The sequence below is a fragment of the Bacillus sp. YKCMOAS1 genome, assembly GCF_030268125.1.
GTDB lineage: Bacteria > Bacillota > Bacilli > Bacillales > Bacillaceae > Bacillus > Bacillus safensis.
The window spans coordinates 308,703-333,798 of record NZ_BSEI01000001.1 but is presented as its reverse complement, the minus strand read 5'-3'; the positions used below and the strand labels follow the sequence as shown (position 1 = coordinate 333,798).

Below are 25,096 nucleotides of genomic sequence, written 5' to 3'. Positions count from 1 at the left end.
CAGTATTCAAACACATATATTATACTCTCTCCGAGCGCGTACTTGACCTTGTTTACGATAGACAATGGTCTCAACGAAGCCCTCTCCTTTGGAGAGGGTTTTTTTGTTCCGCCTCATGTATGATTCACTTTTAAAACGTTTCATCTATGAATGTTTATTTATGCTATAATTAATAATCATTCTCAATTAAAGGTGGTTTTGTAAGTGAAAAAAATGATTTGGCTAGTCAGTCTGCTGGCACTGCTGTTAGTAGCATGCGGGCAGAAAGAGAATAAAGAGCAAGCAGCAAGTACGCGTACATATACAACGGAAACGGGTGAAAAGATCACGATTCCTGCCAAGCCGAAGCGGATTGTTGTGTTAACAGCGCAGCTTGGGAACTTTAAAAAGTTAGGTGTGACACCTGTTGGCATGACAGATGTTTATCCTAAATCATCCTTTTTAGATGAAACAGGTGTGAAGCGGGTGCCGATGGAAAATGTGGAGGCGATTGCAAAGCTGAAGCCTGATTTAATCATTGCTTATTCACAAAACGAACAGATTGAAAAGTATAAAAAGATTGCCAAAACGATCACGTTTACGACAAGTGAACATAGCTTCAAAGAGATGCATATTGAAATTGGAAAGATTCTTGGAAAAGAAGCGTTAGCGAAAAAACAAATACAAGAAATGGACGAGAAGCTGAAGAAAGACGGAGAAGAAGTGAAAGCGAAAATTGGTGATGACAAGACATTCTCCATTATGGATGTCCAGCCAAAGCAAGTGTACTTATTTGGTACGGACTTTGGCCGCGGCGGGGAAGTCATCTATCAAGGCTATGGATTCAGCTTACCTGAAAAGGCAGAAAAGGCACTTCCAAAGGAAGGCTATCTTGGAATTTCATTAGAAGAAATGAATGAGTATACAGGAGACTATTTACTTGTACCAACAAAGGATGGAAAAGAGCCAAATCTTGATATTACGAACAGCGGTGTATGGAAGAAAAATCAAGCGGTGAAGCAAGGGCATGTCCTGTACTATTCAATCAAGGAATTTATCTATGCAGATCCGATCTCCATTGAAAAACAGTCTGATGTATTTAAAAAAATGCTGCTCAAATCATAATGTGAAAAAGACAAAGTGCTTATTAGGAGACTTTGTCTTTTTTTCTGCCACTTTATCATGAAATACTGGACATAAGACTCATTTCTCTCCTTTTCAGGCGTATTTGTTGAGCCGGCTTGCTGTATATGATTAACATGGAAGGGAATTGACAATGAGGAGGAATTTCTTGTGGCGAAGATTTTATTGATTACGTTTCCAGCTGAAGGACACGTGAACCCTATGTTAGGAATGATTAAAGCTTGGGCGGATCGAGGCGATGAAGTGCATGCGGTCACAACTGTACATTATGAGGAACGAATCAAACGCTTAGGCGCTCACGTACATATACATCCAGACTATATTCGGACATTACATGTGGAAGAAGGAGATTTAGATTCCATGCAGCCGTTCTTTCATGCCATGCTGCAAACATCATATGATATTTTAGAGGTAGTGGAAACACTTTCTGATAAGTATTCATTTGATTTGGTCTACTTCGATATGTTTGGGGCAGGGGAGCTTGTTCGAGATTACTTGCGCATTCCGAGCATTGGATCCAACCCATCTTTTGTGCTGCAAGAGGCGCATTTTGATACACCGCTATACAGAAAGGATGAGAAAGCCGATCATCTGTTAGAAAAAATACAAGAGCGTTTTGGCGTTCAGCCAACGCGTTTGATGCAATTTATGAAAAACCGTGGAGAACTGAATATCGTTTATACAAGTGAATATTTCCAGCCTTCTGTTGATTCATTAAACGATTCGTTTGTTTTCATTGGACCGAGCTTTCTAAAAAGAGCCGACCAGCATGATTTCCCGCTGGAAGCACTTGAGCAAGAAAAAGTCGTTTTTATTTCCATGGGCACCGTTCTTGGGGATACAGAAGCATTTTTTAATATGTGTATAGATGCCTTCGCAGACTTTGACGGAAAAGTAATCATCGCAACAGGTGAAAAAGTAGATCGTTCTCTCTTAAAAGAGGCGCCTGCTCATTTTCTGATCGAGCCTTATGTGCCGCAGCTTGAGGTGCTCGAATTGACAGATGTGTTTGTAACGCACGGCGGAATGAACAGTGTCAATGAAGGTATTCATTACCACGTTCCGATGGTCGTCATTCCAGTCGACAAAGATCAGCCGATGGTGGCACAAAGAGTGACCGAATTATCTGCTGCCTGTGCACTTGATAAAGATCAGCTGACAGCAGAGGAGCTAAGAGAGACCGTTGAGACGGTTTTAGGCAGTGATACGTACCGGGCGGGGATTGAGAAAATTGAAGAAAGCTTCCAAGCAGCAGGTGGAACAGAAAAAGCATTAAGGGTGATCGATCAATTCATACAAGCGAAACAGACTCAATCATGAGTCTGTTTTTTTATGAAAAGACGTTGTATTTCCCATTTCTGTATGCTAATATTCAATTCGTAATCATTTCGATTAATAATCGTAATGATTACGATAATGTTGAATTGGAGGAAATACATATGAGTGATCAACCTGTTTACATAAAGAAGAAATATGAGAAAAAGCATCCCTATGTGACATACACCTTGATGCTGTTTTCAGTGATGGCTTGTTTTTTATTGGCCTCATGCTCTGGAAACAAAGCATCTTCCAGCATGAATGATAGAGAAGAAGATGAGCTCGTGTATGCAAGTACAAAAGATATCAGGGACATCAATCCCCATCTATACGGCGGAGAGATGGCTGCTCAAAATATGGTGTTTGAATCGCTTGTCGTCAATACAGAGAAGGGCGTTCAGCCTGCCTTAGCGAAAAGCTGGGACATTTCAAAAGATGGAAAAACCTACACCTTTCATCTTCGAAAAGGTGTGACTTTTTCAGATGGTGAGCCTTTTAATGCAAAGGCAGTGAAATTGAATATTGATGCTGTCGTCAAAAATATTGAAAAGAACGCTTGGCTTAATCTCGTATCCGAAATCAAATCCACAAAGGCGTTAGATGACGATACATTTGTTCTCACGTTGAAAGAGCCTTATTATCCTACGTTAGAAGAGCTGGGCTTAACACGCCCCTTCCGTTTTATTTCTCCAAAAAGCTTCATTGATGGAACGACTGCAAAAGGAGTCAAAAGCTATGCAGGTACAGGTCCTTATGTTCTAAAGGAACATAAGAAAAATCAATATGCCGTTTTTGAAATGAATGACCACTATTGGGGGAAAAAGCCGAAAATTTCAACCGTGAAATGGAAAGTCATGCCGGATCACCAGACCATCTTACTTGCGCTCCAAAAAGGAGAGATAGATCTTTTATTTGGAGCAGATGGTGACATGATCGATGGAGACTCATTCCAGGCTTTAAAAGAAGCAGGTCAATATGGTGTAACCGTGAGTCCTCCTGTTGGTTCAAGATCGATAGTCATTAATTCAAACCAGCCAATCACAAAAGATCCGAAAGTAAGAGAAGCGTTTCAATACGCCATTCAAAAGGACATGATCACAGAAGGCATTTTAAATGGAACGGAAAAGGTGGCACACACATTGCTTGCTCCTTCTGTCCCTTACGCAAATATTCCATTGAAAAAGAAAACTTATCAAAAGAAGAAAGCAGAGGCAATATTGGATGAGGCAGGCTGGAGGATGAAAGAAGACGGGTATCGCTATCAAAATGGCAAACTGCTGAGTGTGGCTATTTACTATAATTCCGATAATGCAGGGGAAAGAACGATCAGCGAATCAATTCAACAAGATTTCAAGCAGGTGGGGATCAAGCTGGATATTAGAGGAGAAGAAAAACAGGCATTTTTAGATCGCCAAAAAACAGGAAAGTTCGATCTGATGTACTCGCTGTCTTGGGGACTCCCATATGATCCACAAACTTATGTCTCTTCATTCCGTGTAGCATCCCATGCTGATTATCAAGCCCAATTAGGACTGAACAAGAAAAAGTGGCTGGATGAGACGATTACGGAAGTATTAGTAGAACCAGATGAGCAAAAGCGGAAACAAATGTATCAAGAAATATTGACGTATATCCATGATGAAAATGTCTACATCCCAATCTCTTATTCTGTGACAAAGGCCGTTTATAATAAGCGCCTGAAAGGCGTAGGTTTTCATGTGTCTCAGTATGAAATCCCATTTGACCGTATGTATTTTGCGTCATAAAACGAGGTAGAGACATGACTCGCTATCTCTTAAAACGAATACTGATGCTTTTTCCGCTTATGATCTTCATCACCTTCTTTGCTTTTGTCCTGCTGACGATGCGGGCAAGTGATCCAGCTGAGGTCGCTTTGCGGGTGAATCAAGTCACTCCAACAGAAGAAATGATTGAATCGATGCGTCAGGAGTTAGGTTTAGACCAGCCGTTTTTCATCCGCTATGCCACATGGCTTAAAGATGGATTAACAGGTGATTTTGGTAAGAGCTATGTCACACAGGAGCCGGTTTTTAATCTTATCATGGAGGCGCTGCCTGCTACATTGCAGCTTGCAGGAGCAGCGCTCTTTTTGATCATATTGCTCAGTTTGTTGTTCGGGGTGATTTGTGCATATGCTGCTCATTCCTGGGTGGACCGGATCTTGAGAGCCTTTGTGTTTATCGCCGCTTCAATGCCTAGTTTTTGGCTGGGGATATTGTTGATTTGGCTTTTTTCTGTCAAATTCAATTGGGTCAATACGAGTGGAATGGAAGGGTTCAAATCGATTCTTCTTCCAGCTGTCACATTATCATTTGGCTACTTATCGACCTATGTGAGACTGATACGCAATCAAATTCTAAAATTTCAGCACGAGCCCTTTGTTTTTTACGCAAGAGCACGTGGTTTAAAGGAACGAACCGTTCAACTGAAGGTCATGAGGCATGCCCTGCAATTAGCGGTGACAGCACTTGGCATGTCTATTCCAAAGCTCATTGCAGGAACTGTTATTATTGAGAACCTTTTTGCTTGGCCAGGGGTTGGCCGGTTGTGTGTAACAGCTATTTTCCATGCTGATTTCCCTATTATTCAAGCCTATTTGTTTGTGATGGGGTTCCTGTTTGTTATGTGCAATCTCATCGCTGATGTGATCCAAATGACCATGAATCCGCAGTTGCGAAAGGAGGTCTGACAACGATGATAGGGTGGCATCAATTAAGAAAAGACCGTATGGCGATTCTTTCAATCTGGCTGTTAGCACTTGTCGCATTAGCTGGACTGTTTGCACCAGTGTTAGCACCACATGACCCAACAAATACGAACATTCTTCAAAAATATGCCGGTATCAGTCTTACTTATCCACTAGGAACGGATCATCTAGGGAGATGTGAATTGTCTCGCCTTTTATATGGCATTCGGACAACAATGCTTGCGGCCATGCTGACGATGTGTATCACGATGCTCATTGGCAGTGTACTTGGACTCATGGCGGGATTCTTTCGAGGAAAGGTGGATGGGGTTTTGATGAGGCTGTGTGATGTCATGCTTTCCTTTCCAGCAGAGGTGATGATCCTTGCGGTTGTGGGAATCCTCGGACCTGGACTATTCAATATTATTTTGGCGAATGTCCTAGCGAAATGGGCCTGGTATACAAGAATGATTCGTTCATCTGTCCTTCAATATGCGAATGAACCTTCTGTTCAGTTTGCGAAGGTGTCTGGCGGCACACCCTTTTACATATTGAGGAGACATCTATTTCCTCGCATCTCAGGAGAAATTGCTGTTTTTGCGACACTTGATGCGGGCTGGGTAATCTTAAATATATCAGCACTGTCTTTTCTTGGGTTAGGTGTGAGTGCACCTACACCAGAATGGGGTATGATGCTCAACGAGGCGAAGAATGTCATGGTGACACATCCTGCCCATATGCTTGCGCCTGGACTTGCCATCTTGTTTGTGGTCATGGCGTTGAACTTTTTAGGAGACAGCCTTCAGCATGCCGCGAATCCTGCCATGCATCATGCAAGAAAGAAAGGGGTGAGGCCATTTGCCTTTAATCGACGTAAAAAATCTGTCCGTACATGATCCGCAGCAGCAAAAGAATATAGTGACGAATATCACATTTTCTTTACACCAACAACGCTGTTTAGCCGTCATTGGAGAAAGTGGCAGTGGAAAATCAACTCTCGCAAAAGCGTTAATTGACCTTGTCGCCCCTTCGCTAGAAGTGGAAGGAACGATCATTTTTGACGGCAAAACATTGACAAATCAAGAAGCACATCAATGGCGGGGGAAACGAATAGGTTTCATCTCACAAGATGCTATGAATGCATTCAATCCCATCGAAACGATTGGTCATCAAATATTGGAAACATTTCAGCAGCATTTGGGCTTACGCGGGAAAGAAGCAAAAGCACATGCTATGGCTGGGCTTGCACGTGTTCATTTAAAAAATCCATATGATTTGATGAAAAAATACCCGTATGAACTGTCTGGAGGAATGCTTCAGCGTGTGATGATTGGCATCACGTTGATGCTTTCTCCTGACGTGATCATTGCAGATGAGCCAACTGCATCGCTTGATGCCTTTAATCGGCGTGAAGTCATCAGACAATTACACAGGCTAAAGGAAGAAACCGGTGTTACCTTGATCGTTATAACGCATGATTTAGGCGTCGTTCAGGCAATCGCCGATGAGTTGATGGTCATGCACCAAGGAGTGATGCTTGAGCATGGGTCAGCCAAGGAAGTGTTCACATCACCCGAGCATCCCCAAACAAAGCATTTACTGGAGACGAGGCTTCGATTATCTGCTCCTATTAAAGCACTGCGGCAGCAGAAGAGAGCGGAGGCGTTTCCATGTTGATCACAGCTATAAATCTAGTCAAACACGGTGAGAAGAAAGGTCTTTTTTCACATCAAAAGAAACCAAAAGACCGCATATCAAACGTTTCGTTTCAAATTGAAAAAGGACAATGTGCCGGATTAGTCGGTGAGAGCAGCAGTGGCAAAAGTACATTGGCACGTATCCTGCTCGGTTTAGAAAAAATAGATAGAGGCGAGGTACAGATTGATGGCATGCCAGCTGACAAGTGGCGGAGGGTGAATCGGGGGAAAATGAGTGTTGTTTTTCAGGATTATCTATCTTCTGTTCATCCCTCCTTTACGGTGAAAGAGATCGTAGCAGAACCGATGCGTTTGTTAAAGCAGAATCAGAATCTGGATCAGAAAGTTTTGTCATTACTTCAGCAAGTCAGGCTGCCCTCGTCTGTACTGAATCAATATGCTCATCAGCTAAGCGGCGGTCAGCTTCAGCGAGTGTGCATCGCACGAGCCATATCAACGCACCCATCCATTCTCATACTAGATGAAGTCCTGAGTTCACTGGATGTTTCTGTTCAAGTACAAATATTGGAGTTGCTTGAGACATTAAAACAAGAGCTAGACATGACGATCCTTCTCATTACCCATGATGTAGAAGCAGCGGTGTATCTATGTGACCGTCTTCTATTTTTACATGAAGGAAGCCTAGTGGAGGAATGCAAAAAGGACGAATTGTTTGAAGTGTCCCATCCATTTACACTCCAGTTAATCGACTCACTTATGCCTTTTCAGCTTGACAAAAAATAACCAATCTTTTATCGTATACGTAACAAACGACGGAAGGGTGACCCAATGCAATGAAGTACTAATCCTATGACCTGTAAGCAAAATGAATGAACGAAGGCAGTGAGCAAACGATCGGTTTGCCATGTTTGCTGCGTTTTCATTTTTTAGCTTCGGAATAGGATGGTACAGCTTGGGAATCAAAGAATGAGGTGTTTGATACGTGGGATGTGTGTGTTCAAATTGGAACGGCACACCATACTGGATCAATCCGCTTATTTTTGTACACCATTTTGCCTCCTATTCTGAGAATGGGAGGCTTTTTCATGTCTCCTGATATGAAAGGAGAGGATTGGATGTTATTAAAAGCCAATCAGTTAAAGGTATTTCGAAAAGATCGCTTGTTATTTGATATTGAGGAACTAGCCATTCATCAAGATGATCGCATTGGTCTTGTAGGGACAAATGGCAGCGGCAAAACGACTTTATTGCATGTGCTGGCGGGGCAAGAAACACCAGACAGCGGCACGGTGGCCGCCACTGCGACTTGTACCCTGCTTCCACAATTGAAACAAGGAGATGGCAGACAGAGTGGCGGTGAAATGACCCAGACTTATATTGAAAGAGCATTAAGCCGGCCGTCAGCCCTTTTATTAGCAGATGAACCGACAACTCATTTGGATACAGAGCATATTGAGTGGCTGGAAGATAAGCTGCGTCATTATCAGGGAGCTCTCATTGTTGTTTCACATGATCGTGCTTTTTTAGATGCAATATGTACGGAGATTTGGGAGCTAGATCATGGGAAGCTTCATCATTACAAAGGCAACTACACACATTTTGCACAGCAAAAAGAGCTGGCACATCGTCAGCAGGTGGAAGCGTACGAAGCTTATACACAAAAGAAAAAACAATTAGAGCATGCACTGGAAAAGAAAAAGAAAAAGGCGGACAAAGCGACAAAGCCATCCCAAAAGGTGAAATCCTCAGGACCTAAAATTGCAAAGCCCTACTATGCAAATAAGCAAAAAAAGCTGCAAAAAACAGCCAAATCCATTGAAACCAGGATGGAGAAATTAGAAAAGGTTGAGAAAGTAAAGGACATTCAGCCGATCCAAATGACTCAGCATACGATGAAGGAAGTAGCAAGCCGTACCATTTTGCGCGTGGAAAATGTAGATGGCAAGGCGGGCGATAAAGTGCTTTGGAAGCAGGCGAATGTGGAAGTGAGGGGCGGAGACAAGGTTGCTATTATCGGAAAGAACGGGAGCGGCAAAACGACATTTCTCCGTATGTTAGTGAATGGATATCCCGGAGTTACTCGTTCAGAGGCCGTCAAGCTAGCGTACTTCCGTCAGGATCTTTCAGGACTGAAGGTAGATGAATCGATTTTACAAAATGCGCTGAAAGAGGCGGTTCAAGAAGAGACAGTGGTTCGAACGGTTTTGGCGAGACTAGGATTTAGAGGGGATGATGTGCATAAGCCTGTTGGCGTATTAAGCGGGGGAGAACGGGTGAAAACGATGCTTGCGTCCTTACTTGTCAGTGATGCCAATGTTCTCATGCTGGATGAACCGACGAACTTTTTAGATCTGGCCGCAGTTGAAGCACTTGAAGGTCTCTTGAAGGATTATCCAGGTACCGTTGTGTTTGTTTCCCACGATCGCAGGCTGATTGAGGAAGTTGCCACTCGTATTTTCCATATTCATGAGGAACGTATTGAAGGATTTGACGGCACATATGAAGCATATAAACAAAAGGAAGAAAAACCTGCTGTGACAAATAGAGAAGAGGAGCTTCTGTTAATTGATATGGAGTTGTCTGAAGTACTCAGTCGTTTAAGTATTGAGCCGTCGCAAGAGCTTGAAGAGAGATTTCAAGCATTATTGAAGCAAAAAAAGTCTTTGGAGTCATAAAACAAAAACCCCTGTTTACTTTACAGGGGTTTGTTCATGTCGTTCTTTTTTTAATTGTTCAAGTTCACTCACTGTGACGAGCTGGTAGCCTTGTTTGGTGAGTTCACGGATGATCTTTACTGCTGCTTGAGCTGAGCTTTCATAAATATCGTGCATTAACACTGTTCTGCCATCTGCTGCATGTGAGAGAACGCGGTTTGTGATCTGCTGGCTGTTGCGGATTTTCCAATCCTCAGGATCAACATCCCACAAAGTGACCTTCATCCCAATCGCCTCATTGATGTCTTGATTTGTACCGCCATATGGCGGTCTAAAGTGCGTAGGTGTATATCCGCTTGCTTTCTCAATCAGCTGCTGGGTGTCCTTCACTTGTTTCACGGCTTCTTCTAAAGGCAGTCTTGTTAATAAAGGGTGATTGTAGGAATGGTTTCCGATCTCATTCCCGCCTTTTAGAATGTCGGCAAGCATTCCAGGATAATACTGCACCCTGCTGCCTAAGACGAAAAAGGTGGCATGTCCTTTATTTTTCTTGAGCGCATCTAAAATTTTTGATGTTGTCGCTGGATTCGGTCCATCATCAAATGTGAGTGCGATGGCTTTTTTATTCGGGTCAAGCTTTGATTTTTGCGGAAGCTTGACGGCTTTTCTTTTTGGGTTCGGTTCTTTCATTTCATTTTTATTTTTGATTTTATCCATATATTCTGGCTTTAATATGTCCTTCAGCAATGTCTTTTTGATTGCAAGTGTTTGCGGCCCAAGATCCTCTGCGGCTACTTGAGATGCAGGGAAATAAAATTCTACATATTTGTCTTTCAAGGCAAACTGACTGAAGTTTTGAGCATCAGGGGCTGTTCCTTTCTGAAGGAGAGGCTGATCCTTAGATAAGGTTTTATCCTTTCGAAGCTCCGTATATGTAATATAGGATAATTTCTTTAAATAATTGGTTTTAGGCAGGAATAGATCTTTTGTGTCAAGAAAGGTTTTTTTCTGAAAATCAAAATTAATCGTGAGATGATTGGTGGTTCCATTTTGCTGACCAGTATACGTATAGGTCGTAAAGCGAATGGCAGCAGACTGCTTTGCATAATGCACCATTTCATAATCAATATTCAGTTCATAGCGTTTATGTTCATCGATATCCTTTGCTTCGCTGAATGTTTTTTTGAAATGCTCTAATGCTGAATTGGCATAGCTTTGAATCTTGTCATCTAGCTCTTTTTGATGAAAAAGAGGATAGTTGACTGCATATCTCATAAATTTCCCGTCATTTACGAGAGTGACAATTTCCACGTTTTTATAGTTCGTATCTTGCTTTACATTTTTCTTTTCTGTACCGCTTGCTTGTTGATTTTGAAAGAAAGCAACTGCTCCAATGACGACTGCAAGCGCAAATAGGACGATACTCCATTTTCCCTTTACTGACACAACTTTCAAATCTCCTCTCATGACGGGTCATTCTTTATTATTTTGACATCTGTTTGTAATATTTTTATAACATTTGACTTACTTTTGTAATTTTAGTGGATATTCATGCAAAATGTCAACTATTTTCCTATTAAAATATGAGAAAACATGATAGGTCGTTCTGTGAGGCAAAAAGAACCCCGCCTTTCTCTGCTCCGCACATACCTTCATTAATTAAAAAATAGGGTGTACATTGATTTTTTAGAGGCTGGCGGCTATAATTTTGTTGATTATGATTCTCATTTTCAAACTGACTTTTAATGAAGAAAAGGATGACACCGATTTTGCAGGATAAGCGAAAACCTCAACAAAAGCGATCATCACATATTCTGTTCTTTTTAATATTTTTTCTCGCCGTTATTGGTTTAGCGGCTGCCATGTTTTTTGCTGTGTCATACGGTGCAAAAACATTGTCTCTGCAAACGGTTTGGACAGCTGTATTTGACTATCAGTCAAATGTCACAGAGCAGCAGATCATCCATGAATTAAGACTTCCACGTGTTTTAGGGGCAGCTCTAGTGGGAGCGGCGTTTGCCGTAGCGGGTGCTCTTATGCAGGGCATCACTAGAAATCCACTGGCAGATGCGGGGATTTTGGGTATTAATGGCGGTGCGATGTTTGTGGTCGCTCTCTGTTTTGCTTTTTTCCCAGGAATGCCTTATTCGGCACTGATGTTTTTTTCCTTTATTGGTGCTGTGCTCAGTACGCTACTGATCTTTGCGATTGGGGCGGCTGGCGGCGTATTGACACCGCTGCGTCTCACTGTAGCAGGAGCGGTTGTCGCCGCATTGCTTCATGCGCTCAGCTCTGGGATCGCGATTTATTTTGACCTGAGTCAGGATCTGGCTTTTTGGTATGCAGGCGGGGTAGCTGGTGTGAAATGGCCGCAGCTGACGATTCTTGCTCCGGTCATTCTGATTGTGATCGTATGGGCAATACTATTAGGCCGGTCACTTTCCTTACTATCGCTCGGTGAAGATACAGCGGCGAATTTAGGGGTGAAAACCCGACAAGTGCGAATACTAGGCATGACCGCTGCTGTGTTATTAGCAGGGGTTTCTGTATCAGCAGTCGGGTCGATTGGGTTTGTCGGTCTCGTCATCCCGCATATTGCACGAAAGCTTGTTGGTGTAGACTATCGTTTCGTTATTCCGATGTCAGCGATATTAGGCGCAATGCTGCTTGTCTTTGCAGACCTTGCCAGCCGTACAGTCAATCCGCCAAGAGAGCTTGCCATTGGTGTGATGGTGGCACTTGTTGGTGTTCCTTTCTTCTTATACATTGCCCGAAAAGAAGGGAGGAACCTGTCATGAGAGAGAAACAGCGTGCTCTTGCCGTGACAGTCGCTTTGATTTGCCTGAGTGCGGCTGTTGTTCTGTATAGTTTAAATACCGGTACGCTGAAACTCAGCCCTGTCATGGTCGTCAAGACGTTATTTGGCTTTGGAGATTTCCAAAGTGAAACGGTGCTGTTTGACTATCGTCTGCCTCGAATCGTGGTGACGATGTTAGCTGGTATTGGTCTTGGCATTGCTGGTGGCATTTTGCAGAGCTTATCCCGTAACCCGCTGGCTGATCCTGGAATCATTGGACTGAATGCAGGGGCAGCATTTGGCTTAATTGTGTTTGTGACATATTTTCATGCACTTGAAGGCAATCCGTCTCTTCTTATTCCGCTCTTTACGTTTGGCGGCGGACTGCTTGCGGCGGCGGTTATTGTGCTTCTTGCATATGACCGGCATGAGGGGCTTGTTCCTATCCGTCTGATCTTAGTTGGCATTGCGGTTGCTGCGGGATTTAGTGCACTCACCTTATATTTGTCATTGAAGCTGGATGAAGATACATACACGTTTGCTTCGAGATGGCTTGTGGGCAATGTATGGGGGAGAGACTGGATTCATGTACTGGCACTTCTGCCTTGGATTGTATGCCTTGTGCCGCTTACGCTGATGCAGTCAAACACGCTCAATGCATTGACATTAGGAGACGCTGTCGCCTCAAGTGTAGGTGTACGAGTCCAGCGTAAACGTCTCCTTTTGCTGACATTAGCGGTTGGCCTCGCGAGTGCAAGTGTTTCGATGACAGGCGGTATTGGCTTTATTGGCCTCGTCGCCCCGCATTTGGCTAGACGACTTGTCGGGTCACTGCATCAGTATTTTTTACCAGTTAGTGCGCTGCTTGGTTTGTTGATTTTGGTCAGTGCCGATACAATCGGGCGATCCATCTTTGCTCCAAATGCCATACCAGCGGGTGTGGTCGTGGCCTTTATCGGTGCCCCGTATTTTCTCTATTTATTAACTAAAACGAAATAAACATGAAAGAGGAACTCATCATGAAAAAACTACTAGTGTTTGGATTAACGCTCTGTTTCTTGCTGCTTGCCGCTTGCGGACAACAGGAAACAAAGAATACAACAAATGAAAAGACCAATGGAACACCAAAGATTGCTTCCTTGTCCATTCATTTAACAAATGACTTGTTAGCCCTCGGTATTAAACCAGCGGGCTCTGTTGTAGGAGGAGACTTAAAAGATTTCCTTCCACATGCGAAAAAGCAGCTGAGTCAGACAAAGAAGCTCGGTATTGCATCTGATCCAGATATGGAATCACTGCTTGCGTTACAACCAGATGTCATTTATGTTGATGAAGAATTAGCCGGACAAGATTTATCGAAATATAAGAAGATCGCCAAAACAGAAGTGTTTAATTTAAATGATGGCACATGGCGTGATCATTTGAAAAAAATCGCCAAACACGTCAATAAAGAAAAAGAAGCGGACCAATATATTAAGAATTACAATCAAGAAGCAAAAGAAGTCAAATCGCTCATCAAGAAAAAGATTGGAAACGGAAAAGTCATGGCGATCCGCGTGACAGCAAAGGAGCTACGCGTATTTAGCATGAAGCGCCCAATGGGTCCTATTTTATACGATGATTTAGGCCTGACACCTGTCGATGGTGTGAAAAAGCTGGACAGCAAGCGCCCATTTGAAGTGATTTCTCAAGAGGTTCTTCCTGACTATGATGCTGATGCTATCTTTGTTGTCGTCAACCGAGATGATAAAGCGCAGCAGGCATTCAAGCAATTAGAAAAGACTCCGATTTGGAAGGGTCTAAAAGCAGTGAAGAAAAACCAAGTCTATCCGATTGCTGATCAGCCATGGCTCGATTACTCAGCTCTAGGCAATAAAATGGCATTGGATGAAGCAAAAGAGATGTTTTCTAAATAAATAGCAAATGAAATCAGACATCATTCCGCGTATAGGAATGATGTCTCTTTTTTTGATTCGTTCTTCTATTCATTCGGCTGCTGCATACATATGAGAGAGAACGAGCAATACCGCCCGTGAGAAGAGGAAAGGGAGGGGTTACAGTTGAAGGTTCAAAAAATTAGTGCAGGTACCATTGCAAGGCTTGTGCTGCTTTTACTGGCGCTTGTTAACAGTGCGCTAACCGCTGCGGGAAAAAGCCCAATTCCTATTGATGAAGAAGGCATTCAGCAATTCATCACGCTGGCCTTTCTGGGGATTACATCATTATGGGCCTATTGGAAAAACAATGATATAACGAAAAAAGCACGAACAAAAAAAGAAGAATAAGAGAAAAAAGAGCCTTTCATGAATCAAAGGCTCTTTTTCATCGAAGCGTCAAACGCCTCTCCCCGCAATCATTCTTCCTGAAAGGCTTACGCCCGGCGTTCTCCCATGTTGTTGAGGAAAGCTTTTACTTCCTCAATGCTTAAGCCAATTGCCTTCGCTTCACTCATTAGACGCTTCCATTCTGCGATATTTGAGTCAGTCAGCTTTCTATGGGTGACATGTATCGACTTTTCTTCCTGCTCCTTTCGGTACGTTTGGAGCAGCTGATAGAGCTCTTCTTTAGGCATCCCGGCTTGGACGGCATTGACGATATGCTCCCGCCATTCGTGTTCATCACCCTCAGTGTAATGAAACATCATCGTCTCTGCATCAAACAGCTCTTGTAAATCAATCTCTAATGAAGAGGATACCTTTTTTAAGAACTGGACAGATGGATTCCTGTGGACACCACGCTCAATTTTGCTCAAATATGACTTAGAGACATGAGCATCCTCAGCCAGCTGCTGAATCGAGTATCCTTTTCTCTTTCGGTAAATGCGTATCACCTTGCCTATCATTCGATCAATGATCTCCCTTCTCCCCGGCGAATAGTTCTGCGACCTTTTCGTTCATTATAAGAAATAAATTGTTCTTTATAAAATTCAAAAACGTAAGAATCAGGAAGTAAACAAAAGAAAACGAACGATTTCGTTCTTTAAAAAGAACTATAAGACCTATTATGACATTTTTCTTTGCGGGTATTATCTTTTATAATCCAATCATTAACAAAAAGAAACCATATATAACCTTTTTATGATGAAATCGGGAGGTATCTATGAATGAGAATATAGGTTTTAAGCAGCTGTTTTCTGTCATTAAAGAGAAAATGGCCCTTCTGATCCTGATTGTCCTGATCGTAACGGGCATTTCAGCCTATTATCAGTTCTATGTCTCGACTCCTGTATATCAGGCAACCACTCAAATTCTTGTTCATAAACGCAGCAATGACGCACAAGCAGATTTAAACGATATTCAGATGAACCTTCAATATACACGTACCTTTCAAGTTTTATTAAAAAGCCCAATCGTCATTGAAAAAGTAAAAGAAACACTCCATCTCACAGAATCAGCAGAAGGACTAAAACACAAAATTGCCACAAGTACAGAAAATGAGTCTGAGGTCATTAATATTTCTGTACAAGATGAGGATCGCGCGAAGGCAGTCGCCATTGCGAATACGGCAACAGAGGTGCTGCAAGAAGAAATCAAAAAAACGATGAATATGGATCGCATTAATGTTTTGTCTGAAGCCAAGCTGTCCAACACGATTCTGATGAATTCGAGGAAATTCGTTCATATCGTTCTGGCACTAGGCGCCTCTTTATTAGGAGGAATGACACTCATTTTCTTAATGAATTTACTCGATGATACTGTAAAACGAACACATCAAATAAGAGAAGAGATCGGATTGCCGTCCCTAGGCAGTGTCTATCAGATGCAGGCAGACAGGAGGGCCAAAAAAGACAAGCAGTCCGTCATAACGGGAGGACAGAACATTGATCTTTAAGAGGAAGAAGAGAGAAAAGAGAGATTTATCCTGTATTTCTGTATTAAATCCTCACTCTGTCATTGCGGAACAATTCCGTACGATCCGAACAAACATCGAATTCACATCGATCCAAACAAGGCTGAAATCGATATTAGTGACCTCCTCCTTGCCGAAGGAAGGGAAATCATTTACGGCTGCAAACTTAGCAGCTGTTTTTGCACAGCAGAACAAGCGGGTGCTGCTCATGGACGCTGATTTGCGAAAGCCGGCCGTTCATGAATATTTTGACCTGAGTCATCACACCGGTTTGACAAATGTGCTATTAAATAATTGCAGCTTGGAAGAAGCTATTTTACCTACACCGATTGAACATTTAGAGCTGCTTCCGAGCGGAACCATTCCGCCGAATCCAGCTGAGCTGCTCTCCTCTTCTGTGATGAAGCAGCTATTTTATGAGATTGAACAGCAATATGACATGGTGATTGTTGATTCCACGCCGCTTCTGCCAGTTGCAGATGCAAAGATCTTGGCGAATCGGACGGATGGGAGCATTCTCGTTGTCTTAAGCGGCAAAACAAAGATTGCTGCTGTGAAGAAATCAAAAGAAGTATTAGAGGGAACAACAAGTAAACTGCTTGGAGCTATGCTAAATGGCAAGAAAGAGAAAAAGGGCAGGCTGTACATGTATTAAAAAGATTGATAGGTGATGTCTCCTAATCTTTAACAATGGAGGCACTCGATCCTGCTGTGGGCACAACCGGTGCCTTAGATGCTCGTCATCAGTAGTGGGGTGTGAGGACGGGTTTGATGCCCATGTTACGTAAGAATAGTGATGCTTTAAAAAGGGGGAGGAGCGTTGACTTACGCCCAAAGATTATCAATCATCGTAGCACTAGATTCATATCTCATCTTAGTTGCCGTCTTTTTTGGTTTTCAATTTGTCCAAGAGGCGGCTTTAACCGTTTATACATTTGAAATGCTCGCCATTTCTTCACTCAGTCTGCTCATTGGGCACCATCTATTTGCCTGCATATTTCATGTGTACAAGCAAGTATGGGCTTATACGGGAGTAAGAGAGTTATTTTCTTTAATGAAGACCTTTGTGTGTTCTTTTTTATTTTCGATGACGATGCTGTACCTTTTCGTGCAGACATGGCCATTTCGGTTTTTATTCATCGTGTGGCTTTTTCATGTCTTATTTATCGGTGCATCTCGTATGGCTTCTAGACTATTTCATGATGGGGCAAAGCGACTTCAGGCAGAAAAGGAGCGGGCATTAATCATTGGTGCCGGATCAGCGGGGACCATGCTCGTTCGTCAGCTACAGCAATCGAGTGATGTACATATTGAGCCAGTCGCCTTCATCGATGATGACAAGACGAAACATAGGCTTGAAATTATGGGTCTGCCTGTCATAGGAGGAAAAGAACAAATTCAAACAGCTGTTGTGATGATGGATATTCAGAAGATCATCATCGCCATTCCGTCCAAAAGCAGCCACACCTTAAAAGGGCTGTATAAGGAGTGTGTAGCGACCGGAGTCAAAACACAGATCATGCCGGAAATGGATCAGATTCTAAAGGGAACCCATGCGCTGAATCAATTACGGGATGTACAGCCAGAGGATTTACTAGGGAGAGAACCGATTCAATTAGATACGAGCCGTCTATCTGTACATTTAAAAGGAAAAACGATCATGGTCACAGGGGCAGGCGGATCAATTGGGTCAGAAATCTGCCGTCAAATTTGTGTGTTTGCTCCTCAAGCGATTGTACTTGTGGGACATGGAGAATTTAGCATTCATTCTATTTTACTAGAGCTGAAAGAATTATATGGAGACAGCATCAGACTCTATCCACAAATTGCGGATATTCAAGATAAACAGAAAATGAGTGAAATCGTTGGTCAGTTTCAACCAGATATGATTTATCATGCCGCGGCACATAAGCATGTTCCGCTCATGGAGATCAGTCCGAAAGAAGCCGTGAAAAACAATATTATCGGGACAAAAAATGTCGCAGAAGCCGCGCATGAGCACGGCATTGAAACATTCGTCCTCATCTCATCTGACAAAGCAGTCAACCCTGCCAATGTGATGGGAGCCACTAAGCGGTTTGCTGAAATGCTGATTATGCAAATGGGGGCAAGCAGCGAAACAAAATTTGTCGCCGTTCGATTTGGAAATGTACTTGGAAGCAGGGGGAGCGTCATCCCTATTTTTAAGAAACAAATCGAGCAAGGCGGGCCGGTGACGGTTACGCACCCAGCCATGACAAGATATTTTATGACCATCCCAGAAGCATCAAGGCTTGTGATTCAGGCAGGTGCACTGGCAGAAGGAAGACAGATTTTTGTTTTAGATATGGGGGAGCCAGTGAAAATCGTAGACCTCGCAGAAAACCTCATTCACCTCTCAGGCTACACCACAGACCAGATTCCGATCACTTTCACAGGCATTCGTCCTGGGGAGAAAATGTACGAAGAACTACTCAACCAGCATGAAAAAGCACAGGAGCAAATCTTCCCGAAAATTCATATCGGCCATGCGCTGGATGGTGACCCATATGTGTTGAACCGCTTTATCCATGAATTTGACATGATGAGTGAAGAGCAAATGAGACAAGCATTATTTGCTGCCATTGAGTCGCATGATATGTTGTCCGAACAGATGAAACGAGAGGAGGATCCGCTTGCCAATGAAGAAAAAAGTCTTGTTTTGCGCAACGGTTGATTATCACTTTAAGGCCTTTCATCTTCCATATTTCCGGTGGTTTCAGGAAAAAGGATGGGAAGTGCATACAGTGGCAAATGGCCAGCTGGAGCTGCCCTATGTGAATCAAGCTCACTCGATTCCGATTCAGCGATCTCCTTTTCATGTCCGCAACCGGCTTGCGTATGTAGAACTGAAGAAGCTGTTAGCGAAAGAGCACTATGATTTCATCCATTGCCACACACCAATGGGAAGTGTCATTGGCAGGCTTGCGGCCAAAGGCGCGCGCAAAAAAGGAACGAAGGTTCTTTACACGGCACATGGCTTTCACTTTTGGCAGGGGGCGCCGCTTCAAAACTGGCTGCTCTATTATCCGATTGAGAGATTTCTTGCCCGTTATACAGACGCACTGATCACCATTAATGGAGAGGATTTTAAAAGAGCAGACCGTCTATCAAAAGAGCGGACATCTGTTTATTATGTGCCCGGTATGGGTGTGGATATGAAACGGTTCGCACCAGTCGATGAAAAAGAGAAGCAGCGTCTTCGCGCAGCCTACGGCCTTTCTGCGGAAGATTTTATCGTGCTGTGTGCTGGCGAATTAAACATGAATAAAAATCAAGGAATGCTCATCAAAGCATGTGCACAGCTGTCTAGGAAAATACCAAATATAAAGATCGTGTTTGCCGGGGAAGGGACAATGAGGCCAAACTATGAAAAGCTTACCCGCCAGCTCCAGCTTGAAAAGCATGTCAAATTTGCTGGGTTTTGCAAACAAATGGAGGAATGGATACATATGAGCGATGTGTGTGTTTCCGCCAGCTTGAGAGAAGGGCTCGGCATGAACCTGCTTGAAGCGATGTCGGCAGAAAAACCCGTGATTGCAACGGAGAATAGAGGGCATTGTGAGCTTGTCAAACATGGCGTCAATGGTTTTTTAGTTAAACCGCAAGATGTGAATGGTTTAGCTGATTACTTGCAGCAGCTCTATGACAAAAAGGATCAGCTGCTTCTCATGGGAAAAGCGGGACGATCTATCGCTCATGCATTTGCACAGGAGCAGACGGTCAGTGCAATGGAAGAAATTTATACAATTTATATGGATCAAGCAGAGAAGGTGATACAGCATGCGTAAACCAAAGGTGTCTATTATCATGGGTGTCTACAATTGCCAAGAGACAGTAGAAGAAAGTATTGAATCCATTCTTCATCAAACATATGAAAACTGGGAGCTCATTATATGTGATGACGCATCAACAGATGGCACTTATGAGAAGGTGCTGTCTTATACAAAACGACATCCTGAAAGAATTCGCCTGATCCGTAATCAAGAAAATCAAAGGCTCGCTGCCAGTCTCAATCGCTGTCTGGCTGAAGCGAGGGGAGAGTTGATTGCAAGGCAGGATGGCGATGATCTATCGGTGCCTGTTCGTTTAGAAAAACAGGTTCATTTCCTCGATACATATCCTGAATACGATGTGGTCGGTACGGCGATGACGGTTTTTGATGAAACGGGAACAAAGGGTGTGCGGGCACTTGTTTCAGAGCCTGATCGGAAGGTGATGGCAAGAGGGACTCCTTTTTGTCATGGGACCATTATGATGAGGGATTCTGCTTACAAAGCTTTAAATGGCTATCGCTCTGTGAAAACAACAAGGCGGATGGAAGATATCGATCTTTGGATCCGCTTTTTTGCTGCTGGGAGGAAAGGCTTTAATTTACAAGAGCCGTTATATCTTGTGAGAGAGGATGAAGCAGCCTTTCAGCGGCGAAAGTTTCGATATTCGATGGATAATGCCTGGCTCGTTTTGAAAGCATGCTGGCTATTAAAGCTATCACCGCTTGACTATTTATTTGCTCTAAAACCGGTGGTCCGTGCCTGCTTGTCACCGAAGGTCATGAAGCTTTATCATCGCCGGAAGCTGGCGTCGTCTATGCTGAAGAGGAGGGCTGTTCGGGATGAGTGAGCCAAAGCGCGTGCTTCATATTGTGGGCGGGATGAACCGCGGCGGAGCTGAAACGATGATTATGAACATCTATCGTGCACTCGACAGGAATGTCCTTCAATTTGATTTCATTACCCACCGGCAGGACGTCTGTGATTATGATGAGGAAATTCGCGAGCTTGGGGGACGCATCTTTTATGTCCCGAGTATTGGGGCGTCCTCTCCGGTTGCTTTTGTGAAAACATTGACAAAGACAATTAGGCAAACAGGACCCTATCAGGCCGTGCATGCACATACGGATTTTCAGACAGGCTTCTCCGCACTTGCTGCAAAACTAGCGGGTGTGAAGGTGCGCATTTGCCATTCGCATAATACAGCGTGGAAGCAGTCGCCAAACTGGCTGGATCATATGATGCTCAAAGGGTTTCGCCAGCTGATCTTTGCATTCTCTACACAGCTTGTTGCATGCGGCGAGGATGCCGGAGTCTTTTTATTTGGACAGAAAAAAATGCAGAACGGGCAAGTTGAGGTGCTGCCAAATGGGATTGATTTATCCCTTTTTTTTCAGCCTGATCCAGACGAAAAGGCGGAGATCAAAAAGCAGCTCCATCTTCACGAAAAAAGCATGGTCATCGGTCATATTGGGCGGTTCCATGAGCAAAAAAATCATGTTTTTTTTATGGAGCTGGCCCAGATCTTAAAGAAGCAAGGCGTTTCATTTCAGCTTGTCCTCGTAGGAGATGGACCGCTGAAGCAAGTAGTCGAATCATATGCGGAGAAGGCAGGCTTGATGGAGGACATTGTCTTTACAGGCGTCGTATCAGACGTTCCACAGTATATGAAAGCATTTGATGTTTTTGTGATGCCTTCCTTGTTTGAAGGTCTTCCGCTTGTATTAGTGGAAGCACAGGCATCTGGGCTGCCTTGTGTGATTTCAGATCATATTACAGAGGAAGTAGATTTAGGCTGCGGGCTTGTGAAAAGGATGTCGCTGCGAGATTCCGCGCATGAATGGATGAAGGCGGTGCTTGAAGCATATCATGCAGAACCTCCTCTTCAAGAGACCATTACCTCACAGCTTGAACAAAGAGGATTTGATGTGAAACAGAATATTACACGTGTGATGAATCTATATGGACTGTAAGGAAGGAATGGCAGATGGCGGTTTATTTGGTGAACATGATCATGGTCTATTTATGGTCGAGCTTTGCCGCATTTTACGGCAGACGTGATGATACCATTCAAAGCGGATGGCGGCCTAACAAGCTTCTTGTGTTTTTTCCGTTTTTGTTTCTTTGTATCGTGTCTGGTATTCGGTATAAAGTAGGAACCGATTTTGTCACATATGGACAGATGTATGAGTTCTCCATTAACTATGAAAAGCCTTGGCATATATTTGGATTCGGTGTGGATAAAGCCGCAACGGATCCAGGGTTTACGTTTATTTTATGGATGCTTAATCAACTGACTCATGATCCGCAAATCATGTATATCTCAGTCGGAGCCATTACTTATTTTTTTATTATCAAGACGCTTATTCAATATGGCCGTCCATTTGAGCTCAGTATGCTGCTTTTTCTTGGGACCTTTCATTATTATGCGTCATTTAATGGCATGCGTCAGTATATGGTGGCAGCGATTCTTTTTTATGCCATCCGGTTGGTGATCAATGGTCAGTGGAAATTGTATTTTCCGCTCGTCCTTGTATGTTCATTGTTTCATTCATCGGCTCTCATCATGATTCCTGTGTATTTTATTGTGAGGACAAAGGCTTGGTCTTGGATGATGCTGTTCTTATGCCTGATTTTCTTAGGCTTAACCGCGCTTTATGACCGTTTTGTCTCAGTGTTTGTCGTGATGCTGCAAGGAAGTTCATATGGTCATTACGAGGAATGGCTCACAACGAATACGAATGGAATGAATGTGACAAAAATCGGTGTCTTGATTTTGCCGCTTCTGCTCGCTTTCTTTTATCGAAAACGACTTCGTGAGCTGACACCTGAGAGTGATTACATTGTGAATTTTTGTTTGCTTGGTTTCTTGTTTGGCATCCTTGCAACGAAGGATGTCATTTATGCAAGATTTCATATTTATTTTGGCTTGTATCAGCTCATTTTACTGCCATATTTCACACGTATTTTTGATCAGCGGTCTAATGTGTTTATGTATGTAGGGATTGCTGTTTGCTATATTCTGTACAGCATCATGCTGATGCCGTTCGATTCTTCGGTTTTGCCGTATAGAACGATATTTACAAAGTAGATTTGAAGAAAGGTGGGGCATGCTGTAATGCCAGCTATCAGTCTATTGGTCGCAGTTTACAATACGAGTCAATATGTGGAGCAATGTCTTCAATCAATTGCAGATCAAAGCTTTTCCGATATAGAAGTCATTCTTATCAATGATGGATCGACCGACCGCAGCGGTGAATGGCTTGAAGCGTTTGCTAAGCGTGATGAGCGTTTCCGGGTGATTCATCAATCCAATCAAGGGTTAGGCGCTGTGAGAAACAGGGGCATCGAGGAAGCGAAAGGGACGTACCTCGCCTTTGTGGATTCAGATGATATTCTCGCTCCTCATTACTGTGAAGCCATGTACGAAAAAGCCGAAATGACCGGGGCAGATCTTGTTGTGAGTGAGTATTGGATTCAATTTGAACAGTCAAAGCGAACGATACCAACGACGCTGTTAGACAAGCGGTCAGCTGAAAAAACGGATTTAATCAAAGCGTTATTACATGGAAACTTAACTGGATTCTCATGGAATAAGCTGTATCGGCGTGCCTTCATGGAAGAACATCACATTCGATTTCCGCTGCGGGGGGAGCTTGAGAACATTGAAGATCAATATGTGACGCTGCGCTGTTTTTCTTTATCACGCAGCATCGCTTTTGTTCATGAGCCCCTTTATTACTACAGGGTTCATCTGTCATCTATTGTGCAGCGATATCAGAAGCAGTATTTTCATCATGGACTGACCTATTATCATGCACAGCACTCGTTTTTAAAAGAGTATGATGACATCTCTCTGTATGAGAAAGCATTAGACTTTTTTATCGTCAATCATACGCTTCATTGTATGCTCAACGAATGGAAGAGCCAAAATGACCTCTCCATTCGGGAAAAGCTTGATCACATGCGGGAAATGGTGACACACGATGCTTTCCAGCATGCCGTTAAACAAGTGGAACCATCGAAGCTCACAGTACGAAAGCGAATGATTTTATTTCTTGCTAAGTGCCGATTGGTTTATCCGCTTTCTGCCGCGGCATCTAGCTATCAAAAATGGATCGAATATCAGACAAGGAAATAGGGGTGATGGGATTGACAGTGCAGCAAATGAAGGCAAAAACCGCAGAGTGGCTGCTCTTAAAGGTCAAATATCCGCTTGAGTATAGACTGAGCCGCCAAAGGCTGCCAGAGCTGAGTCATCAGAAGAAAATCATTCTCACGCTGCTGCCGGGCCATGATAATTTAGGGGATCATGCGATTGCCTATGCGAGTTATTGTTTTTTAAAGAAACACTTTCCAGCCTATGACATCATAGAAGTGGACATGAAAGAGATCTATCGCCTCGCTCGTCCGCTAAAGCGCAGCCGGCACCCAGAAGACATCGTCTGTATGATCGGTGGGGGCAATATGGGGGATTTATACCGGTACGAAGAATGGACGAGACAATTTATCATCAAGACCTTCAAGTCCTATCCCATGATCCAGCTGCCTGCTACTGTTCATTTTACAGAAACAAAGAAAGGGAAAAGGGAGGAGCGCCGCGCCATACACACGTATAAGCAGCACCCAAGACTGCTCCTCATGGCAAGAGATCAAACAACCTATGAATGGATGAAGCAGCATTTTCCTGATCAAGATGTGTGGAAACAGCCTGATATGGTGCTGTCATTAGACGAATCATCAAAGGATGAAACACGTGAAGGGGTTCTGCTTTGTCTGCGTGAGGATCAAGAAGCATATCTCACAAAGGAGGAGCGCCAGCAGCTGCAGCAGTATATCCAAGAGACATATGATCAAGTCGGTTTGATCACAACGACAATTGGCAGACGGGTCGATCGAACAACTCGCTTGGAGGAGTTAACGGCTTTATGGACGGAGTTAAAACAAGCACAGGTCGTCGTGACAGATCGTCTGCATGGCATGATCTTTTGTGCGATCACTCATACACCGTGTGTTGTCCTTAGATCGTTTGATCATAAGGTGATGGAGGGATTTGAGTGGGTGGCTCACCTTCCGTTTATGACCCTTTTAAAAGAACCAAATGAGGCCGCTGTGAAAGAGGCCGTTCATCAGCTGATGAAAACAAACGGTCAAAAGGGAGAGGAAGCTGGATGAGGGCTCTTAAACGCTGCGTGAAAGCA

At 43.4% G+C, this 25,096-nt stretch carries 23 protein-coding genes; 21 read left to right on the top strand and 2 right to left on the bottom strand.

The window, feature by feature from the left end:
- The first annotated feature begins 213 nt into the window (after positions 1 to 213).
- The 8 genes from QSJ46_RS01780 to abc-f all read left to right on the top strand — a co-directional run bounded on the left by QSJ46_RS01780 (position 214) and on the right by abc-f (position 9,479).
- Positions 214 to 1,104, top strand: a complete 891-nt coding sequence (locus tag QSJ46_RS01780; RefSeq protein ID WP_260776110.1) for an ABC transporter substrate-binding protein — start codon at positions 214 to 216, stop codon at positions 1,102 to 1,104.
- Between the two features lie 168 nt (positions 1,105 to 1,272).
- Positions 1,273 to 2,442 carry a macrolide family glycosyltransferase gene (locus QSJ46_RS01775; RefSeq protein ID WP_285604193.1) on the top strand — a complete coding sequence of 390 codons (1,170 nt, stop codon included), beginning with the start codon at positions 1,273 to 1,275 and terminating at the stop codon, positions 2,440 to 2,442.
- A 119-nt stretch (positions 2,443 to 2,561) separates the two neighbouring features.
- Positions 2,562 to 4,205 carry a nickel ABC transporter substrate-binding protein gene (nikA, locus tag QSJ46_RS01770; RefSeq protein ID WP_285604192.1) on the top strand — a complete coding sequence of 548 codons (1,644 nt, stop codon included), beginning with the start codon at positions 2,562 to 2,564 and terminating at the stop codon, positions 4,203 to 4,205.
- 14 nt (positions 4,206 to 4,219) lie between these two features.
- Entirely contained in the window at positions 4,220 to 5,149 is a 930-nt protein-coding gene (gene opp1B / locus QSJ46_RS01765) for a nickel/cobalt ABC transporter permease (RefSeq protein ID WP_058837582.1), read from the top strand.
- 5 nt (positions 5,150 to 5,154) lie between these two features.
- Positions 5,155 to 6,042, top strand: a complete 888-nt coding sequence (opp1C, locus tag QSJ46_RS01760; protein WP_260774879.1) for a nickel/cobalt ABC transporter permease — start codon at positions 5,155 to 5,157, stop codon at positions 6,040 to 6,042.
- Complete coding sequence (locus QSJ46_RS01755; RefSeq protein WP_064498008.1) at positions 6,005 to 6,823, top strand: ABC transporter ATP-binding protein; 819 nt, start codon at positions 6,005 to 6,007, stop codon at positions 6,821 to 6,823. Before opp1C ends, QSJ46_RS01755 begins: the two co-directional genes overlap by 38 nt.
- Positions 6,817 to 7,587, top strand: coding sequence for an ABC transporter ATP-binding protein (locus tag QSJ46_RS01750; protein WP_285604191.1), 771 nt, complete (start codon positions 6,817 to 6,819; stop codon positions 7,585 to 7,587). Before QSJ46_RS01755 ends, QSJ46_RS01750 begins: the two co-directional genes overlap by 7 nt.
- Before the next feature lie 332 nt (positions 7,588 to 7,919).
- Positions 7,920 to 9,479: a ribosomal protection-like ABC-F family protein gene (gene abc-f, locus QSJ46_RS01745; RefSeq protein ID WP_197412108.1), complete on the top strand. Its 1,560-nt coding sequence runs from the start codon at positions 7,920 to 7,922 to the stop codon at positions 9,477 to 9,479.
- A 15-nt stretch (positions 9,480 to 9,494) separates the two neighbouring features.
- On the opposite strand, the gene QSJ46_RS01740 is transcribed toward abc-f, so the two are convergent.
- Positions 9,495 to 10,904, bottom strand: a complete 1,410-nt coding sequence (locus QSJ46_RS01740; protein WP_126682328.1) for a polysaccharide deacetylase family protein — start codon at positions 10,902 to 10,904, stop codon at positions 9,495 to 9,497.
- Between the two features lie 323 nt (positions 10,905 to 11,227).
- On the opposite strand from QSJ46_RS01740, the gene QSJ46_RS01735 reads away from it, so the two are divergent.
- The 4 genes from QSJ46_RS01735 to QSJ46_RS01720 all read left to right on the top strand — a co-directional run bounded on the left by QSJ46_RS01735 (position 11,228) and on the right by QSJ46_RS01720 (position 14,540).
- Positions 11,228 to 12,256: a FecCD family ABC transporter permease gene (locus tag QSJ46_RS01735; protein ID WP_180272443.1), complete on the top strand. Its 1,029-nt coding sequence runs from the start codon at positions 11,228 to 11,230 to the stop codon at positions 12,254 to 12,256.
- Entirely contained in the window at positions 12,253 to 13,254 is a 1,002-nt protein-coding gene (locus QSJ46_RS01730) for a FecCD family ABC transporter permease (RefSeq protein ID WP_064498011.1), read from the top strand. The genes QSJ46_RS01735 and QSJ46_RS01730 overlap by 4 nt, the downstream gene beginning before the upstream one ends.
- 17 nt (positions 13,255 to 13,271) lie before the next feature.
- Positions 13,272 to 14,171 carry an iron-hydroxamate ABC transporter substrate-binding protein gene (locus QSJ46_RS01725; protein ID WP_416053656.1) on the top strand — a complete coding sequence of 300 codons (900 nt, stop codon included), beginning with the start codon at positions 13,272 to 13,274 and terminating at the stop codon, positions 14,169 to 14,171.
- A gap of 144 nt (positions 14,172 to 14,315) precedes the next feature.
- Positions 14,316 to 14,540, top strand: coding sequence for a phage holin (locus tag QSJ46_RS01720; RefSeq protein WP_034660052.1), 225 nt, complete (start codon positions 14,316 to 14,318; stop codon positions 14,538 to 14,540).
- Between the two features lie 86 nt (positions 14,541 to 14,626).
- Here QSJ46_RS01720 and slrR read toward each other — a convergent pair whose 3' ends face one another.
- On the bottom strand, positions 14,627 to 15,097 hold the full coding sequence (gene slrR, locus QSJ46_RS01715) for an HTH-type transcriptional regulator SlrR (RefSeq protein WP_058837587.1): 471 nt from the start codon (positions 15,095 to 15,097) through the stop codon (positions 14,627 to 14,629).
- A gap of 257 nt (positions 15,098 to 15,354) precedes the next feature.
- On the opposite strand from slrR, the gene QSJ46_RS01710 reads away from it, so the two are divergent.
- From QSJ46_RS01710 to QSJ46_RS01670, 9 genes are all read left to right on the top strand, one after another.
- On the top strand, positions 15,355 to 16,086 hold the full coding sequence (locus QSJ46_RS01710) for a YveK family protein (protein WP_024423528.1): 732 nt from the start codon (positions 15,355 to 15,357) through the stop codon (positions 16,084 to 16,086).
- A complete protein-coding gene (locus QSJ46_RS01705) occupies positions 16,076 to 16,759 on the top strand; it encodes a CpsD/CapB family tyrosine-protein kinase (RefSeq protein WP_024423527.1) in 684 nt (227 codons plus the stop codon). The genes QSJ46_RS01710 and QSJ46_RS01705 overlap by 11 nt, the downstream gene beginning before the upstream one ends.
- Before the next feature lie 165 nt (positions 16,760 to 16,924).
- A complete protein-coding gene (locus tag QSJ46_RS01700; protein WP_047203005.1) occupies positions 16,925 to 18,799 on the top strand; it encodes a polysaccharide biosynthesis protein in 1,875 nt (624 codons plus the stop codon).
- A complete protein-coding gene (locus QSJ46_RS01695) occupies positions 18,765 to 19,913 on the top strand; it encodes a glycosyltransferase family 4 protein (protein ID WP_047203004.1) in 1,149 nt (382 codons plus the stop codon). Before QSJ46_RS01700 ends, QSJ46_RS01695 begins: the two co-directional genes overlap by 35 nt.
- A complete protein-coding gene (epsE, locus tag QSJ46_RS01690; RefSeq protein ID WP_285604190.1) occupies positions 19,906 to 20,745 on the top strand; it encodes a glycosyltransferase EpsE in 840 nt (279 codons plus the stop codon). Before QSJ46_RS01695 ends, epsE begins: the two co-directional genes overlap by 8 nt.
- Entirely contained in the window at positions 20,738 to 21,868 is a 1,131-nt protein-coding gene (locus QSJ46_RS01685) for a glycosyltransferase family 1 protein (protein WP_285604189.1), read from the top strand. The genes epsE and QSJ46_RS01685 overlap by 8 nt, the downstream gene beginning before the upstream one ends.
- 14 nt (positions 21,869 to 21,882) lie before the next feature.
- Positions 21,883 to 22,986, top strand: a complete 1,104-nt coding sequence (locus tag QSJ46_RS01680; RefSeq protein WP_064498015.1) for an EpsG family protein — start codon at positions 21,883 to 21,885, stop codon at positions 22,984 to 22,986.
- 27 nt (positions 22,987 to 23,013) lie between these two features.
- On the top strand, positions 23,014 to 24,036 hold the full coding sequence (locus QSJ46_RS01675; RefSeq protein ID WP_285604188.1) for a glycosyltransferase family 2 protein: 1,023 nt from the start codon (positions 23,014 to 23,016) through the stop codon (positions 24,034 to 24,036).
- Positions 24,037 to 24,047: 11 nt separating this feature from the next.
- Positions 24,048 to 25,070, top strand: coding sequence for a polysaccharide pyruvyl transferase family protein (locus QSJ46_RS01670; RefSeq protein ID WP_285604378.1), 1,023 nt, complete (start codon positions 24,048 to 24,050; stop codon positions 25,068 to 25,070).
- Positions 25,071 to 25,096: the final 26 nt, after the last annotated feature.

Coding starts and splice junctions, on each gene's coding strand:
- QSJ46_RS01675 (WP_285604188.1), top strand. CDS start 23,014: ATGCCAGCTATCAGTCTATTGGTCGCAGTTTACAATACGAGTCAATAT.
- opp1C (WP_260774879.1), top strand. CDS start 5,155: ATGATAGGGTGGCATCAATTAAGAAAAGACCGTATGGCGATTCTTTCA.
- QSJ46_RS01780 (WP_260776110.1), top strand. CDS start 214: ATGATTTGGCTAGTCAGTCTGCTGGCACTGCTGTTAGTAGCATGCGGG.
- QSJ46_RS01695 (WP_047203004.1), top strand. CDS start 18,765: ATGAAGAAAAAAGTCTTGTTTTGCGCAACGGTTGATTATCACTTTAAG.
- slrR (WP_058837587.1), bottom strand. CDS start 15,097: ATGATAGGCAAGGTGATACGCATTTACCGAAAGAGAAAAGGATACTCG.
- epsE (WP_285604190.1), top strand. CDS start 19,906: ATGCGTAAACCAAAGGTGTCTATTATCATGGGTGTCTACAATTGCCAA.
- QSJ46_RS01750 (WP_285604191.1), top strand. CDS start 6,817: ATGTTGATCACAGCTATAAATCTAGTCAAACACGGTGAGAAGAAAGGT.
- nikA (WP_285604192.1), top strand. CDS start 2,562: ATGAGTGATCAACCTGTTTACATAAAGAAGAAATATGAGAAAAAGCAT.
- opp1B (WP_058837582.1), top strand. CDS start 4,220: ATGACTCGCTATCTCTTAAAACGAATACTGATGCTTTTTCCGCTTATG.
- QSJ46_RS01710 (WP_024423528.1), top strand. CDS start 15,355: ATGAATGAGAATATAGGTTTTAAGCAGCTGTTTTCTGTCATTAAAGAG.
- QSJ46_RS01685 (WP_285604189.1), top strand. CDS start 20,738: ATGAGTGAGCCAAAGCGCGTGCTTCATATTGTGGGCGGGATGAACCGC.
- QSJ46_RS01730 (WP_064498011.1), top strand. CDS start 12,253: ATGAGAGAGAAACAGCGTGCTCTTGCCGTGACAGTCGCTTTGATTTGC.
- abc-f (WP_197412108.1), top strand. CDS start 7,920: ATGTTATTAAAAGCCAATCAGTTAAAGGTATTTCGAAAAGATCGCTTG.
- QSJ46_RS01680 (WP_064498015.1), top strand. CDS start 21,883: ATGGCGGTTTATTTGGTGAACATGATCATGGTCTATTTATGGTCGAGC.